Source organism: Streptomyces sp. NPDC127106 (genome assembly GCF_042677605.1).
Lineage (GTDB): Bacteria > Actinomycetota > Actinomycetes > Streptomycetales > Streptomycetaceae > Streptomyces.
Genome location: NZ_JBHXTC010000020.1, coordinates 42,925 through 58,072, shown reverse-complemented (window position 1 = coordinate 58,072; position 15,148 = coordinate 42,925). Strand labels below are relative to the sequence as shown.

General features: G+C 71.5%; 13 protein-coding genes. 10 read left to right on the top strand and 3 right to left on the bottom strand.

Annotated elements, in window-relative coordinates; genetic code table 11:
• Nucleotides 1-122 precede the first annotated feature (122 nt).
• The 6 genes from ACFVGY_RS18730 to ACFVGY_RS18705 all read left to right on the top strand — a co-directional run bounded on the left by ACFVGY_RS18730 (nt 123) and on the right by ACFVGY_RS18705 (nt 5,973).
• Nucleotides 123-1,136: a helix-turn-helix domain-containing protein gene (locus ACFVGY_RS18730; protein ID WP_385678329.1), complete on the top strand. Its 1,014-nt coding sequence runs from the start codon at nt 123-125 to the stop codon at nt 1,134-1,136.
• Nucleotides 1,137-1,231: 95 nt separating this feature from the next.
• Complete coding sequence (locus tag ACFVGY_RS18725; RefSeq protein WP_385678326.1) at nt 1,232-1,945, top strand: Phenylacetic acid catabolic protein; 714 nt, start codon at nt 1,232-1,234, stop codon at nt 1,943-1,945.
• Nucleotides 1,946-2,008: 63 nt separating this feature from the next.
• Nucleotides 2,009-3,136, top strand: a complete 1,128-nt coding sequence (locus ACFVGY_RS18720) for a radical SAM protein (protein ID WP_385678323.1) — start codon at nt 2,009-2,011, stop codon at nt 3,134-3,136.
• Between the two features lie 26 nt (nt 3,137-3,162).
• The gene (locus tag ACFVGY_RS18715; RefSeq protein WP_385678475.1) at nt 3,163-3,618 is read left to right on the top strand and encodes an acyl-CoA thioesterase; all 456 of its coding nucleotides are present in this window, start codon (nt 3,163-3,165) and stop codon (nt 3,616-3,618) included.
• Nucleotides 3,619-4,215: 597 nt separating this feature from the next.
• Nucleotides 4,216-5,250 carry a pyridoxamine 5'-phosphate oxidase family protein gene (locus ACFVGY_RS18710; protein ID WP_385678320.1) on the top strand — a complete coding sequence of 345 codons (1,035 nt, stop codon included), beginning with the start codon at nt 4,216-4,218 and terminating at the stop codon, nt 5,248-5,250.
• 120 nt (nt 5,251-5,370) lie between these two features.
• Complete coding sequence (locus ACFVGY_RS18705) at nt 5,371-5,973, top strand: BTAD domain-containing putative transcriptional regulator (RefSeq protein ID WP_385678317.1); 603 nt, start codon at nt 5,371-5,373, stop codon at nt 5,971-5,973.
• A gap of 5 nt (nt 5,974-5,978) precedes the next feature.
• On the opposite strand, the gene ACFVGY_RS18700 is transcribed toward ACFVGY_RS18705, so the two are convergent.
• Complete coding sequence (locus ACFVGY_RS18700; RefSeq protein WP_385678314.1) at nt 5,979-7,001, bottom strand: TIGR03619 family F420-dependent LLM class oxidoreductase; 1,023 nt, start codon at nt 6,999-7,001, stop codon at nt 5,979-5,981.
• Nucleotides 6,998-7,681, bottom strand: coding sequence for a hemerythrin domain-containing protein (locus ACFVGY_RS18695; protein ID WP_385678312.1), 684 nt, complete (start codon nt 7,679-7,681; stop codon nt 6,998-7,000). Before ACFVGY_RS18695 ends, ACFVGY_RS18700 begins: the two co-directional genes overlap by 4 nt.
• 372 nt (nt 7,682-8,053) lie before the next feature.
• On the opposite strand from ACFVGY_RS18695, the gene ACFVGY_RS18690 reads away from it, so the two are divergent.
• Together ACFVGY_RS18690 and ACFVGY_RS18685 are read left to right on the top strand one after the other, a co-directional pair.
• Nucleotides 8,054-9,088, top strand: coding sequence for a hypothetical protein (locus ACFVGY_RS18690; protein WP_385678309.1), 1,035 nt, complete (start codon nt 8,054-8,056; stop codon nt 9,086-9,088).
• Between the two features lie 255 nt (nt 9,089-9,343).
• A complete protein-coding gene (locus ACFVGY_RS18685) occupies nt 9,344-9,802 on the top strand; it encodes an SRPBCC family protein (RefSeq protein ID WP_385678306.1) in 459 nt (152 codons plus the stop codon).
• A gap of 62 nt (nt 9,803-9,864) precedes the next feature.
• On the opposite strand, the gene ACFVGY_RS18680 is transcribed toward ACFVGY_RS18685, so the two are convergent.
• Entirely contained in the window at nt 9,865-11,016 is a 1,152-nt protein-coding gene (locus ACFVGY_RS18680) for an enoyl-CoA hydratase-related protein (protein WP_385678303.1), read from the bottom strand.
• A 688-nt stretch (nt 11,017-11,704) separates the two neighbouring features.
• Here ACFVGY_RS18680 and ACFVGY_RS18675 point away from each other — a divergent pair.
• Together ACFVGY_RS18675 and ACFVGY_RS18670 are read left to right on the top strand one after the other, a co-directional pair.
• Nucleotides 11,705-12,115, top strand: a complete 411-nt coding sequence (locus tag ACFVGY_RS18675) for a peptidase inhibitor family I36 protein (protein WP_385678300.1) — start codon at nt 11,705-11,707, stop codon at nt 12,113-12,115.
• A gap of 201 nt (nt 12,116-12,316) precedes the next feature.
• The gene (locus ACFVGY_RS18670) at nt 12,317-14,950 is read left to right on the top strand and encodes a tetratricopeptide repeat protein (protein WP_385678297.1); all 2,634 of its coding nucleotides are present in this window, start codon (nt 12,317-12,319) and stop codon (nt 14,948-14,950) included.
• Nucleotides 14,951-15,148: the final 198 nt, after the last annotated feature.

Sequence of the window (15,148 nt, the reverse complement as noted above, 5' to 3'; positions counted from 1 at the left end):
CGGGCGCCGACGCTTCACCGACAGCGGCTGACCGGTGGTTTACCCCCATCCCGCCCGGACTGGCCGGTTCCGTGCTGGTCGCGTCCGGTTGGTCACGCTTGGATGGTGCCGGGGGTGCCGACGTGGCGGAGCGGGGCGGCATGCGGGTGTGGGCGTGTCCGTCGGGCCGCTGGGAGATCGCCCGGGGACGGCCGCACGAGCGACTGCGCCCGGGCGTGCGGGGCTACCGGGGCTACCGCATCGACCTGGGCCGGACCCACCGCAGGCTGGAGCTGCCCGGTGGACTGGTGAACCTGCTCGTGGGGTTCGGCCCACCGGTGCGCGTCAGCGACCCCGCGGGCGCTGACGGCCGGACGCCACGCTCTCTCACCTCCCTGTTCGCAGGCCCGCACACCCGCGCCGTAATCGGCGAGCACGACGGACGCGCGTCCGGGGTGCAGGTCTTCCTCGCTCCCTGGGCCGCCCACCGGCTGCTGGCCGTCGACATGGGCGACTTCACCGACTCGGTGGCCGACCTGGACGCCGTACTCGGCAGCCGGCGCGCCCGGCACCTGGCCGACGCCCTCGCCACCGCCCCCGGATGGGCCGAGCGATTCGCCCTCCTGGACTGCCTGCTGACCTCCCTGCTCGTCGGCCCCTCCCCCCTGATCGGCGGCCGCGTGACCGGCCCGGAGCTGAACCCGCAGGTGCTGCGGGCCTGGGAGCTGCTCGCGGCCGGGCCACGCCCCGTGCCCGTGGGCAGCGTCGCCGCCGAGGTCGGCTGGAGCGAACGCCAGCTACGACGCCGGTTCCAGGAGCAGATCGGCCTGTCGCCCAAGGCCGTCGCCCGGGTGGCCCGCCTGCGCCACGGCCTGGCGCTGCTGACCCGGGGGCACCCGGCCAGCGCGACCGCGCTTGCCTGCGGATTCCACGACCAACCGCATTTCCAGAGGGAGTTCAAGGCCATGACCGGGCTGACCCCGGCCGAGTTCCTCGGCCACCGTGCGGCCGCCGCTTCGCTCGCCGGAGGCGGCCGGGTGGACCGGGTCCCCGGCGAGGTCACCAGCGTTCTCCTGCCTGCCCAAACGGCAGGAGAGGTACCGCTTGATTGTGGCCGTTTTCTGCAAGACGGGCCGTGCACGGCGATGACAGGGTGAAGCCGCCCGGCGGCCATACCTGCCGGTAACCCGTGCGCATTGCCGCGCGCACGCCTGTGCCCCGTACACACCCCACGAAAAGAGAGGTGGCCAAGGTGCCGGCAGAGGACGAAGTGATCGTGGTCCGCACTCCCGAGGAATTCCACGACATGCCCGAGGAATACCAGTCCATGGCCACGCGCCAGATGCTCATCCACGCCGAGGGCGAGCTGTCCGGAGCCGACGACTACATCCGGGTCTTCTACCCGCTCGCGCCCGACGCCGAGGAGCGGCAGGTCTGCTGCGAGCGCGCGGCCGAGGAGATCAACCACTTCAAGGTGGCCAGCGCCGTCCTGAACGACCTCGGCGTCGACACCTCGCAGATGTCCCGGCAGTCCCTGGAAGAGCGCCGCAAGCTCTTCCTGACGGCCGACTTCCACAACAGCACGACATGGGCCGAGCGCGGCGTGGTGTCCTGGCTCATCGAGGACGCGGTGATGGAACTGCTGAAGGAGATGTCGGTCAGCAGCTACCGGCCGTGGGCCGACTCCTTCCGAACCGTCATCCAGGACGAGCGGGTGCACATCGCGCACGGCGCGCGGATCGTGCGCGGCCTGGTCAAGGACCGCGACGGCAAGAAGCAGGTCCAGGCGGCGGTGGACCGTCTGTGGCCGCACTCCCTGGACGTCTTCGGCAGCCCGGGCTCGAAGAAGGCCGAGATCGCGGTCGGCTGGGGCCTGCGGACCCGTACGAACGAACAGGCGCGGCACGACTGGGAGGTGCGCGGCGGCGCGAAGGTCAGAAAGATGGGCCTGACCCTGCCCTCCTGACACCGCCCGGGCGACCGATCGACACCTGAGCACCTTCCCACCCACGTCAGGAGCCGAAGCAGCATGTCAGCCCAGCCGATCGACCTCACCCTGAGCCCACGCCGCCCACGCACCCGGGAGGAGATCCGCGCGCGAGTCACCGAGCTGATCGCGGCGGAACCGGAACTGGGCGCCCGGTTGGACGCGTTACGCCGCTTCGGGCGCACCGTCCGCAACACCGAGGTGCACCTCACCGGTGCCTGCAACATCCGCTGCGACGGATGCTGGTTCTTCGCCCACGACTTCGACTCGGCCGTCACCGACCAGCGGGATCTCGCCAAAGTACGGAACTTCGTCGAACGCCTCAAGACCGACGGGGTCACCTCGGCCCTGCTCATCGGCGGTGAGCCCACCCTCGTCCCCGACAAGATCCGCCCGTTCGTGGAGCTGCTCGACTACGTCACCATCTCCACCAACGGGCTCCTCGCCCTGCCCGAGGACGGCTTCGAGGACGTGGCCGTGGCCATTTCCGTCTTCGGCGGCGGCCCCCTCGACGACCAGCTCCGCGCCATCCACCCCAACGGCCGTCGTTTCTCGGGCCTGATCGACACCGCCCTGGACAACTACCGGGGCGACCCGCGGGCCACCTTCGTGTTCGCCCTGACCGAGCCCGGCATCCGCTACATCGAGGACACCGTCCGTAAGATGGCCGACAACGGCAACCTGGTCAGCTTCAACTTCTACAGCGAGTACGGCTCCGACCACCCGCTCGGCGCCCTGGAGGGCCGTCGGCTCCTGGACGAGGCCCTGCGCGTGAAGGACCTGTTCCCGCAGGTCGTCGTCAATGACCCGCACTACATCGAGACCCTGATCACGGGCCGCTCGCACGGCAAGACCTTCGGTTACGACGTCTGCCCGAGCATCAGCGTCGACCACAAGGCCCACGCGGAGCGCATGGCGAACGGCAACCCGGTGCTGCCCGGCTTCAACGCGTGGGGCGCCGACCTGGAGACCGTGCAGTTCTGCTGCACTTCCGGCCACTGCGGGGACTGCCGGGACAGCCAGGCAGTGCACAGTTGGCTCTTGATGAGCATGCACGACTTCCTGGACAGCGCCGAGGACCTGCGCACCTGGCTGGGGGTCTCGGAGGGCTACTGGCGCCAATGGTGCTGGTCCCCGTACAGCCCGCACCGCAGCACCACGACCAGCTGACAGCCGACGACGAAAGGGACCCGGCCGTGCCGCCCCACGACCCCGCCGCACCTTCCCGCTCCTCTTCGCCCTTCACCGTGCGTGTCACGGTCCGCGAGTACGAACTCGACACCCGCGGCCACCTCAACCAGGCGGTCTACCTCCAGTACTGCGAGCACGCCCTGTGGGAGGTCCTGCGGGCGGCTGGTATCCCGGGCGACAAGTTGCTGGCAGGGGGCGTGGGCCCGGCCCAGCTGGAGTGCACGCTCAGGTTCCGGCGCGAACTCCAGGGCGGCGACGAGGTCGACGTCTCCTGCGTCTTCGAATGGGGCGAGGGCAAGACCTTCCGGCTGCGCCAGGACATCCGCCGCGCGGACGGCACCCTGGCCTGTGAGGTGACGGGCGTCATCGGCCTGCTCGACCTCGCCCGCCGCGGCCTGGTGCCGGATCCGGGCGCCCACCTCCGAGAGCTGGCCGAGCACCCGGAAGTACTCGGCCTCTGAGAGGGCCGGTTCCGTTCGGAGCTTGCGGCCCTCGACGCCGTCGCCCGCCGGCCGGCGCCGGGTGCTTCTGCTGCGTGAGCCACTTGCCGATGTCGTCCGCCGTCCATCGGCACGCCGGGCGCGATGTCGGGCAGCTGGCCGTCGGCGTCGACCAGGGCCGCCAGGACGCGGTAGTGCCGCTGCCGGTCCAGCAGCCCGGACGGTCCCAGTCCTCGTCGATCGCGGTGAACTGCGCCGCGCGCTCCGCCGCCCGGTCCAGGTCCTCGACAGGCCGTTCGCCGCGCCCTTCCGCCGGAGGCTGGCCCTGTGCTGCGCGCTTGCACGCGGGCGCATTCGCCTGTCGTTTCGCCGAAGGAAGACGAAGGTACGGGCCCCCCGGGCCGCGGTCTCGGGCGGGGGCGACGGCGCGGCCCGGAGGGACCCCGCCGGAGTCGTACGGCGTGCACGACAGCGGTCCGCCGCGTGCCGGCCCCACAGCGCGGACCGCCCCGGGAACCCCGGCGTCGTACGGGTGGCAAGTCAGCGCCAAGCGCCTGCCAAGAGGGAGTGGCCACGGTGTCGTATCCGCTGTCGGCATCGATCCTGGAGCAACCGAGCATGTCCCCCAGTAGTACCTCCCACGGCTTTCACGACCACGACACGGTCGCGGCCCACCGCGCCTCCCGTTCGGAACCCACCTCCGGGCACCGTGACGTCCTGGACGCCTACCGCACCTGCGAGTTCGTCACCCTGGGGCGGGACGGAACCCCGGTGGCCTGGCCCACGGCGGTCGCGCGTCGCGACGACGGGACCCTGCTGGTGACCACCTGCCTCGCGTTCGCGCAGAAGGCGTTGAACGTACGACGCGACGGCCGGGTCGCCCTGCTCTTCTCCGATCCGACGGGCAGCGGCCTCGGCCACGCCCCGCAGGTGTTCGTCAGCGGCCGCGCCGAGTGTCCCGACACGATCATGACAGGACCGCAGGGGGCCGAGGACTACTGGCGCAGGCTCTTCGAACGGCAACCGCACAGCCGCTCGTACCTGACACGTCCCATGAGGCCGCTCATGTCGTGGTACTACCTGCGCCTGCTCATCACCATCGAACCGGAACACGTCATCGTGCGACCGCCGTTGGAAGACCTGACGCACCGGGGAGCGCCGGAATCCGTGACGGGTGGCCAGCCACTGCTCGGAGCGGCGCAGCTGGGTCGCGCGCCCTCGGCCGTGCTGGCCGCCCGGGACGCCTCGGGGGCTCCGGTCCTGGCCCGCACCCTGCCGCGGCCGACTCCGTCGGGCTACCTGGTCGAGGTGCCGGCGGACTGCCCCGTCGAGGAGGGGCCGGCCGGCCTACTGGTCCACCGGCACGACGAGCGGCTCGACCACATGTACAACGCCTTTGTGCGCGGCACCGTGCAGCGGACCGGGGCGGGCTGGCTCCTGGTGCCCTCCACGGTGATCGAACCCATGGGCTCGGGCCGCGTGAGCGACGCCCTGCGGGTCCTGCGCCAGACGAAGCGGTCCACCGACAACTACCTCGCACGCCGCGGGCTGAGCCGCCCGAAGGTGGAATGGGACCGGTTCCGCACGCTCGTGCGGCCGGCGCCGGTCCTCCCGGTGGCTCCGTTGCCGGTGAAGGGCTCCCCCCACCACTGACGGCGGACGACGGACACCCCCGCGGCGTGCCGGGTCCGCGAGGCCGCTCGTCCGATCCGGGCGCGATCCCCGTCGCTCCATGCCTACATCGCGCGTCTGCGGTGGACCCTGGGGGACGCGGTGGACGCCTGGGTGTTCGAGGACCGGGTGGCGGCCGGTTCGACGACGGGGCTGCCCGCCCACCTCGCCGCCGAGCGCCTGTCCCGGGCGCTCGCCGACTGGGGCGGGCAGCCGTACGCCGAGTTCGCGGACGAGTCGTGGACCCCGGGTGAGCGCACCCGCCTGGAGGAGAAACGCCGCACCGCACGCGAGCAGCTCGCCGCGGCACAGCTGCGCTGCGGTCGGGCCGCGCGGGACGCTCGCCGACGCACGGGTGCTGACCAGGGAACAGCCCCTGCCGGCCCGCCGCGGCCTCCGTGCACCCCGGAGCGGCCCGTGTCGCGGAGGCCGCGGTGGAGCCGGTCCCAGCCGAGGAACGCCGACCGCCGGCCCATCCCATGGTGCTCACGACGGACCGCCTCCTGGGCCGCGACGAGGAGCTGGCCCGGCTCGCCTCCGCCGCCGACCGGGCCCGAACCGGCCGGTCACAGGTGGTCCTCGTCTCCGGCGCACCGCGAGCGCCCCCGGGCGGCCGGACGGCAGCCCGCCGCGAGGCTTCCATCTCCACAAGGCGCTGCTCGGCTGGCCCCGGGACACCGCTCGGCGGAACCCGCCTCCGCATAGCGACGCTACGGGCGATCGCCCACCAGTTCGGCCATGAACTCCGCCGCCAGATCGAGGTACTCCTCGGGCGAGTCCGTCGTCAGCTGCAGGTCCACCAGTACCTCGTCGGTGTCCGTCCGGCACAACGTCCTCAGGTGGTCGCAGAGCTGGCGCACGGTTCCCCGGTGGGGGGTCTCTGCCGGATCCGCCTCGCCCGGGGTGACGTGGGCGTTGACGCGGAACACCCGGCGCAGCGCATCCGGGTCGCGCCCCGCCCGCTCGGCCGCTTCGCGGGCCACCGCCCAGAGGCCCTCGAAGTACGGCAGCGGCATCGAGGCCGCGAGCCAGCCGTCCGCACGCCTGCCGACCCGCTCCAGGGCGACCGGGGTGAAACCGCCCAGCAGGAGGGGCGGCCGCGGGCTCTGGAGGGGTTGGGGCAGGACGGTCGACGGGGGGATGCTCCACAGCGGGCCCGTGTGCTCGACCGTGCCGGACCGCCACACGGCCTCGAGGACGTCCAACGTCTCCTCCAGCCGGCCACCGCGCCCCTGCCACGGCACTCCGGCGGCCTCGTACTCCTCACGCATCCAGCCCAGCCCGATGCCCACGTCCAGACGTCCGCGGCTGATCAGGTCGAGTGTCGTCAGGGCCCGGGCGAGCACGAGGGGCGGCTGCCACAGGGCGTTGAGCGTGCTGCCGCCCAGGCGCACCCGCTCGGTCACCGAGGCCGCCACGCCGAGCGCGAGCAGCGGATCGAGGTGGGTGCCGTACCGGTCCGGCATCGTCCCGCCCGGGTAGCCCTCGGGCGGTGCCAGCGGCGCCAGCAGCCGGTCGGCCACCCAGAGGCTGTGACAGCCCAACGCCTCCAGGGCCGCACACATGGCGGCGGTGTGATCGGGATCGGCGAAGGGGCCGAACTGGGGGACGGAGAATCCGATGCGCATCGGTACGGGTTCCTCGATCGGTACGGTCGGTACGGTCCGTACGGTCGGTACGGGGCGGACGGCGGGCCGGGCGTCCGGGCCGCGCCGGACGGGGCCGCGGCTCACGCGGGCGTGTGCCGGCCGCGGACCCGACGGGTCTCGCGCCGGTACTGCCGCTGCCCGAGCACCTTCCACATCACCCGGGCGGCGACCGGCAGGCGGGCGAGGAACTCCCGACGCTCATCGGGCGGGCAGTCCTCCAGGATGGCGCCCAGGGCGATCATCAGCCGGTTCCTCGGCGTCTCGGCCAGCCCCCGCTCCCCGACCGCGTGCCACTCCTTCTCGTTCACGTGGCGCGCGACCAGCGGCATGACCTCCCGCTCCTCCTCGTCGAGGTGAGCGCTCAACTGCCGGTGGTGCCGGCGCAACGCCTCGGCCAGCTCATCACGGTCGGCCGCCAGCGCCCGTGCCCGCCACCGGTCCATGTGCATCTGGACCTCGTCCATCCCACGGGTGAGCTCATGGTGCTGCGCCTCCATGGCCAGCACCTGCTCGGCATCCAGATCGAGGTGGGGGAGCAGCGCTGGCCAGAGCATCTCGTCCTCCCCGGTGTGATGGGCGTGCAGCCCGACGGTGTACTCCCGCCAGTGCTCGGCGAGGATCCCCGCGCGGACGGTGTCCGAGGCCGGAACCTCCTGCACGAGCTCGCACAGCAAGCGCGACTCGCGGCGGAACACCTGGTGGATCATCGCCATCTCGCGGGTGTAGGGGTGGGCGGTGGAGTGTGAAGAGTTGCTCGTCGTCATGCCCCCAAGCCTGCGGACGACGGTTGCCACCCACTTGCACCCCACTTGCCGTCCCCGCCCCGCACCGAGCACTGCGGGTCGCGCCCGCCCACTCGGCCCCGCCTTCCCCCGACCGGATCCCGAGGTGACGGGGACGCCCGGGGCGAGCAGCGCGGTGTCGTCGCCGAGGCCATCGCCGAAGCCGGCCAGCAGCCGGGTCAGGGCGCGGAACACGGCTGCCGGCGCACCGCTCTCCCGTACGGGTCCGGCGCGCACCGCGGGGACGGTCACCGGCCGCGGGCCGTGGCCCGGCCGGACCTGACGCCGACCGCGACCTCCGATGTCGCAGCTCGGTTTGCCCGGGTGTCGGAGGGTGCTGGCAGCATCGGTGCCATGACCTTCATCCGTACTACCCCGCCGCGGCCGGTCGACGTCACCGCGGTCTTCCCTCAACTGGCCCCACTGGCACGCCCGGCGACCCGGTTGCACCCCCGCCGGGGGGCTCCGACGCCGCATGGCAGTTCGATCGGCGGCCCGCTGCTGTGGCCCGCCGACGAGCCGTGGCCGCACTGCGACGCCCCGCACGAGGGGGGCGGTCACTCGCTGGCCGCGGTGCGGGTGGAGCAACGCGTGCGGGCGAGGGAGGCGGCGCACCCGGACGGCGTTTCCTCGTACACGCCGGAGGAGAGGGCGATCCTGGAACAGATCGACTGGGATCGAGAGCGGCCCGACAGCCCGGTCCCCCTGCTGCCCGTGGCCCAGTTGTACGTGCGTGACGTCCCCGTGCTGCGCCCGCCCGGCAAGGCCGATCTGCTCCAGGTGCTGTGGTGCCCGTTCGACCACCCGGATCTGTACATGCCCAAGACCGCCGTGGTCTGGCGGTCCGCGGACGCCGTCACCGACATCCTCACCTCACCCCCGGAACCGCTCGATGTGGAGTGGGAGGAATACGTGCCCGAGCCGTGCGTGCTCGCGCCGGAGCAGATCACCGAGTACCCCAACTCCCTGGAGCTGAGCCAGGAGCTGCGAGAGCAGCTGGGCGACTGGAGCAGGTGGCAGGCGGCTGACGCCGGTGTGGACAGCTCCTACGCCCCTTACCCGGAGTCCTATTACCACAGCAACCTGTCCGTCGCCCCCGGCTGGAAGGCCGGCGGTTGGCCCCAGTGGGGCTACACCGACCCCTCCCCTCGGCAGTGCCCCGCCTGCGACACGGCGATGGACGCGCTGCTGACCATCGCCACGTTCGAGTCGAACGGCAACGACCACAGCTGGATCCCGTACGAAGACCAGGCCGCGGCGTCCTCCACCGACCACGACCACAGCGACATACGGCGACCGACCGGTGTCCAGATCGGCAGCGGCTACAAAATCCAGCTCTACGCCTGCCCGGCGACGCCGGAGCATCCCCACCTCGAGCTGATGCAGTAGCCGGGGCGGCCGGCTGCCGACTGGGCAGAGGGGCACCCTCGTGCTGGTGGCCGACGAGACCGTGCACGGTTCTCGGGGAGCCGGCATCGGCGGTGTCCCGCACGATCGCCAAGTGCTGCCGTCCTGCCGGTCCTCGCCGGGGCGAATCGGGGCGGATCTGCGTGCCGGTGGCTCCGGGGGCCGCGGTTCCCGCGTACGGTCTGTTTCCGCGGTGCACGCAAGGCGAGGTTCCGGGCGACGGGTGAGGGAGTCGACGTGTCAGGACAGTTCGAAGCGGCAACGGACATCGACCGACCGATCGACAGGGTGTTCGCCTACCTCGCTGACGGCCGCAACGACCCGGAGTTCAGCCCCCGGGTGCTCCGGATCGAGCGCGTTCCTGATGCCCCGACTGCCCTGGGTACGGTCTTCCGGAGTACCGTGAAGGACGCCGGGATGAAGACGAGCCGGGAGTTCCGCATCACCGCCTTCGAACCTCCGGTGCGGATCCGGTGGACCGAGGCGTCGAAGAACGCCGTGGCGGTGCGCGAAGGCGGCTACGACCTCGAGGCGTTGCCCGGCGGCGGTACCCGGGTCCGGATCTTCAACGTCCTTGAGGGGCACGGGCTCGGGAGACTGGCCGTCGGCCTCGCCCTCGTCGCCGCTCGTAAGGACGCCGGTGCCTTCGGGGAGCGGATCAAGGCGGCGACGGAGGCGGCCATCGAGCCGGGCTGATCCCCCTCGGGACCTGCCAGCCCGCTCATCACCCCCGGATGACGTGGATGACGGGAGCCCCGTCAGCCGACGGTGTTCAAGTCGTCCAGTGCGGCACCGAGGTCGAGCTCCGTACGACTGCGGGTCTGGAAGCCGTGCTCGAACAGGGCTGCCGTCCGTTGCTGCACTGTCGTGCCCCGCACGAGCTGCTGGAACAGGGCGGCATCCGCGCGTACGTCGGCCACGGGCGGCAGGCTGATGGCGTTGATGGCCGCTTTGGCTGCGATCAGCGCGTCGCGTGGGAAGGCCCCCACTCGCCGGGCGACGCCGGCGACGAAACCGTCCAGCTCGGCGTCGGGTAGCGCGCGGTTGATCCATCCGTAGCGTTCGGCGAGTTCGGCATCGAAGTCTGCCGACGTCAGTACGGCTTCGAGCGCTCTGCCCCGGCCCAGCAGACGGGTCAGGTGTTGGAGCGCTCCCGCCCCGGGCGGAGCGCCGATGCCTACTTCGGGCTGGCCCAGAACGGCGTTCTCCCAGGAGGCGAAGCGCATGTCGCAGGCGAGGAGGAACTCGCTGCCGGCGCCGCGTGCCCGGCCGCGCAGCTTGGCGATCGTGACGGCCGGGGTCAGGCTCAGCCTGCGGAACAGCATGCCCAGCGAGGCATCGCCCGGGCCTCCGGCCTTCGCGGCTTCGGCGGTGTACTCGGGCACTTTGGTCATGTCGACGTGAGGGAAGAAGAAGTCGGGATCCGCGCTCTCGAACACGACCACGCGCGCAGAGTCCGGGTGGGAGAGCTGCTCGAGCAGTCCGACCAAGTCGCGCACGACCTCGGGACCGATGAGGTTGATCGGCGGGGCGTCGAAAGTGGCGGACAGGACGCTGCCGTCCAGCCTGGTGCCGATGGTCTCGTACGAGGCGGTCATGGCCCTTCCCCTCAGCGCTGGACCCGGCCCGGAGCGGCAATCCGGACGCCGGGACGTCACGATGTCTCGGCCTGGCGCCGCCGTCGACCGTGAACTCGGCCCCGTGATGTTGCCGGCGAGCGGGGAGGCGACGATGACGGCGAGATCGGCGACCTCATGAGCCTCGGTGACCCAGCCGGTGGACACGCCCATGCTCCGGCTGCCCGCGATGACACCTACGCCTCCACGCCCGAAGGCCTCGGCGATGGCGAGGCCGATGCCCTTGCTCGCACCCGTGACGACGGCGACCTTGCCCTTGAGCTGGAGGTCCATGGCGGTCTGCTTCTCGGTTCGTCCCCCGCAGGTCAAGGGTAGGCGTAACCGACGCCCATGGCTCGGGCGAGCCTGCCCCTGACCAGACCGGGTCAGGGGCATCCGGCTACCTGCGTCAGTTCTGACGGGGAAACCGGAAGTACTCGACTTACCCCAGCCGAACGTAGCCGGGCAGGCGCAGCTACGTTGAACGACGCAAGCCGAAGCACCCGGGCGCCTGGGCGACCGGGCGTCGCGAACGCCGGCCTGGCGAGACGGGGCCATGGCAGCGGCGGGTCAACGAGAACACCACCCGGCGGTGTCGTGGACTTCGTGACGCCACGGAAAGACGTGCTGCTCCCCGCACAGCTCCGGCACCGTGGGACGAGCCACCGGTGCCTCCTCCCCGGTACGGAAGGCGGCCGAAGGCCCTGAGCTCCGGCTGGTTGGCGATCCAGGTGTTGAGCCATCGCCGCTGGGCAGCATGTCGGGGCGGCTCGGATGATCTCGAGCGGGGGTGGGGCCCGCTGGGTTTCGCCGACGCGCAGGCTCTGGCGGCAACCGGGCCCTTGGCGGGTGTCGGAAGCCCGTGCGGGCCGCAGCCTGACCCGCCGCCGGCCCTACGTGGACAGCACCGGGCCGAGCTTCGATCGCCGAGCCGTCCGACCCCCCTTCGGGCGTTGGACTGGGTTCGAAGAAAGGAACAACATTGACCAACATCCACAAGCGCCTGGCACAGGCGTTGGCGTCCGTAGGTGGGGCTGTCGCTCTCCTCGCCGGTGGCATGGCGACAGCCCCTACCGCGTCTGCCGTGCCCAGCGAGTGTCCACGCTCGGCTGCGCACCCTGCGGAGGATCCTGCTCTCTGTCTCTTCGACGGAAGGGGGTTCGAAGGCAAGATGTTGAAGTTCCGTCAGTACGGATGCAAGAGCTTCCCGGGCTCGATCTGGGGAGGGTTCGACGACCGAGCGGAATCGGTGATCAACCGCACGTATCACCGCGCCGTGCTCTACTCCGGGCCTGACTGCACAGGCAATGCGATCACTGTGGACCCGCGATCAGCGAGCAGCGACCTCGGCAACTCCCGCAACCAGATCTCGTCCCTTCGCATCCTGCGCTGACCGACGGCTGCCGCCCGCAGCCGAAAGTTTGATGCGCGTGGGGAAGGCGTGGACTGAGCTGGCTGTCTGAATTCAGCGCCTCCGCACGTCACGGGCGGATGATTCATGCCATCATCCGCCCACATTGACTCGGGGGGCAGGGTGTCGATTCAGATTCAGACCCGTCGCCAGCGCCTTCTGCTGGCGTGTACGGCGGGCGTCGTGGCCGTGGGAGGGATGTCCGGCGACCTGATCTTCGATTCCCTGAAAGGCAAGTGGGCGCTGAGTGCGTTCGCGGGCGCCGCCGTGCTGGTCGGCGGCCTGTCGGTGTTCATGTACCGCCGATCGGCGGACGATCTGGCGGTGTCGGTCAGGGCCGGGTCGGAACTGCGCCAGCAACTGCCACGGGAACCCGTACTGGTGGGGCGGGACGTCCTGAGCAGCAGCCTCGTCGAGCGGCTGGCGGACGTGCCGACTCCCACGAGCGGCGCGCTGCCGGGAGACCCGGCCGCGGGTCAGGCCACTGTGATCGTCGTCCATGGAGCTGCCGGCACCGGGAAGACCACTCTCGCCCTGCACGCGGCGCACCGAGTCAAGGAGAAGTACCCGGACGGGCAGCTCTACGTCGACCTGCGCGGCGACGGCGACATGCCGCGCGACACCGGAGAGGTGCTGGGGGAGTTCCTCCGGAGCCTCGGGGCGGCACACGACGACATCCCTCGCAGAGCGGACGACCGGGCTGCTCTCTTTCGCAGCCTCACCAACGACCTGCGCCTGCTGATCATGCTCGACAACGCCCACAGCACCGCACAGATCCAGCCGCTTCTGCCGGTGGGTGCCGGCTGCTCGGTGCTCGTGACGAGCCGAAGGGCCCTGTCCGCGGGGAACAGCACCAGACGCCACCGGGTGGAGGTGCAGCTCCCTGACGAGGACCAGGCGCTGGAGGTTCTCAGCGCGTACGCGGGTAGGGAGCGCGTTGCCGCGGATCCCGCCACGGCTCTGGAGATCGTGCAGTTCTGTGGCCGGCTTCCGCTGGCGCTGCACATCGTGGGCGGGAAGATCGCAATGCGTGAGGACCTGACGCTCCAGCGCATGCGCGCTCGGCTGGAGGACGAACGCGCGCGGCTGCACGAGCTGGTGTACGAGGACCTGAGCCTCCAGGCGTGCCTTTCCCTCACCTACCGGGATCTACCGGAGGCCGCCCGGCGGGCGGTCGGGCTGATGTCCTCCCTGCCCGTGGGCAGGCTCACGGACTGGCACGTGGGGTGGTCGCTGCCCACTGCGGCGATGACGGGAGGCGTCTCCGACGAACTCGTTGCCGTCGGCTTGATGGAGGCGACCGGAAGCGACGGCACGGAGCCGGGCTACCGCTTCCACGACCTGGTGCGCGTCTTCGCGAGGGAGCAGTACGAAGGCCTGCCCCCGGAGGAGCGCCGTGCCGCTGAGGAGCGTCTGGTACGGGCTTACCGGGAGGCCGTCGTGTATCTGGCGGCGGGCCGTGCCCCGGAACTCGCCACCGAAACCTCGCTGCAGGACGGGGGCAACCTGGACCGGGAGGAGGCCGGGCCCTGGGTGGCAGGGGAGGCCGAGAGGATCCAGTGGGCCATCGCCCGCGCCCGCCGTCTGGGCATGGGGCCTGACGGCGTCGAGATCGCCGAGGGCCTGTCGTACTTCCTCGAGGACGTGAACCTGTCCTTGGAGTCAGCCCAGTGGCTGTTCAACGAGGGGGCCGAACAGCGGGTCCGGGTGGTCCGGAGCCTGCGTCGCGGACGCGCCGTGGCCGCCTTGGCGAACGGGATGCCGGACACCGCCATGGACCTGTTCCTACCGGGAGGGTCCCCCGATCCCGCCGTCACGCTGACGGCACGGGACCGCATGGTCGTGGCACGCGTCTACGCGGCCCGGAGTGACTATCGGGCAGCGCTGGATCACATGACCACGGCCGTGGAGGAACTGCGCGCGGACAACGACCAATGGCACCTGCTGTCTTCGCTGGAGAAGCTGGGCGAGTTCCAGAGGTGGCGCGGTCAGCCGGAGAAGGCGGAGGAGAGCCAGCGGGAGGCACTGCGACTGGCCGAGGAGTTCGGGGACAGGAGGGCCCAGGCCCGCCTCCGGCGCACCCTGGCCGAGACGCTCGGATACCTGCGCAGGCCCGAAGAGGCTGCCCCGCTGCTGGAGCAGGCCATCCGCGATTTCAGGTTCCTGAACGACAGGGTCTGGGAAGGCGCGAGCCGCTACGCCCTGGGCAAGATCTACCGGCTGCTCGCCCGCCGCCAGGACGCCTTGGATTCCTATGACAAGGCCGAGGACATCTTCGGCCCCATCGGCCAGCAACTGTGGGTGGGCCGCATCGACAACGCACGGATCCGCGTGTACGCGGGCATGGGCCGCTTCGACGACGCTTCGGCCTCGGCGCGGGCGGCCCTCGACCTGTTCCGGCAGCTCGGGAACGAGATGTGGGCCGCCCACACGCAGCGGGACGTCGGCTGGCTGCACCTGCGGCAGGGCCGGCCGGGCGAGGCGCTGGCACCCCTCACCGAGGCGATCGACGTGACACGGCGCGCCGGGGACGCGTACGCAGAGGCCATGGCCAGACACCTGCGCGGTGTCGCCCACCGCGACCTGGGCCACCTGGACGAGGCGCGCAGCGACCTGGACGCGGCACTGGCCATTTACCGGGGCGGGGCGTACGAGTGGAACGAGGCGGTGGTCCTGCACGACCTGATCCGGGCACTGCGCGCCGGCGGCGCCGCCGATGAGGCCGACCGCATGGAGTCCGCAGCGATCTCGACCAACCCGGATTTCGTCCGGATGCCCGGACGGGACGGCGCGCAGGCCATCCCGGACGAGGAGTGACAGCCCACCGTAGGGACCGCGGGGGAGCTCGGGCACGCCGGTGACGTGACTGCGGCCGGCCCCCTGCCCTGCCGCGGGACGCTGGGTCCGGGGGAGGGCGGCGCGGACGGCCGGACGGCCGTCCCACCCCGGGATACGTCGGGCAGACCCCGAGCCACCAAGCGTTTCAGTGGGCCCGTTAGGGCGCGGGCCGCCAGG

What these genes read in the sequence shown, in the direction of transcription:
- ACFVGY_RS18720 (WP_385678323.1), top strand. Translation starts at nt 2,009, where the DNA reads ATGTCAGCCCAGCCGATCGACCTCACCCTGAGCCCACGCCGCCCACGC.
- ACFVGY_RS18710 (WP_385678320.1), top strand. Translation starts at nt 4,216, where the DNA reads ATGTCCCCCAGTAGTACCTCCCACGGCTTTCACGACCACGACACGGTC.
- ACFVGY_RS18695 (WP_385678312.1), bottom strand. Translation starts at nt 7,681, where the DNA reads ATGACGACGAGCAACTCTTCACACTCCACCGCCCACCCCTACACCCGC.
- ACFVGY_RS18690 (WP_385678309.1), top strand. Translation starts at nt 8,054, where the DNA reads ATGACCTTCATCCGTACTACCCCGCCGCGGCCGGTCGACGTCACCGCG.
- ACFVGY_RS18680 (WP_385678303.1), bottom strand. Translation starts at nt 11,016, where the DNA reads ATGGACCTCCAGCTCAAGGGCAAGGTCGCCGTCGTCACGGGTGCGAGC.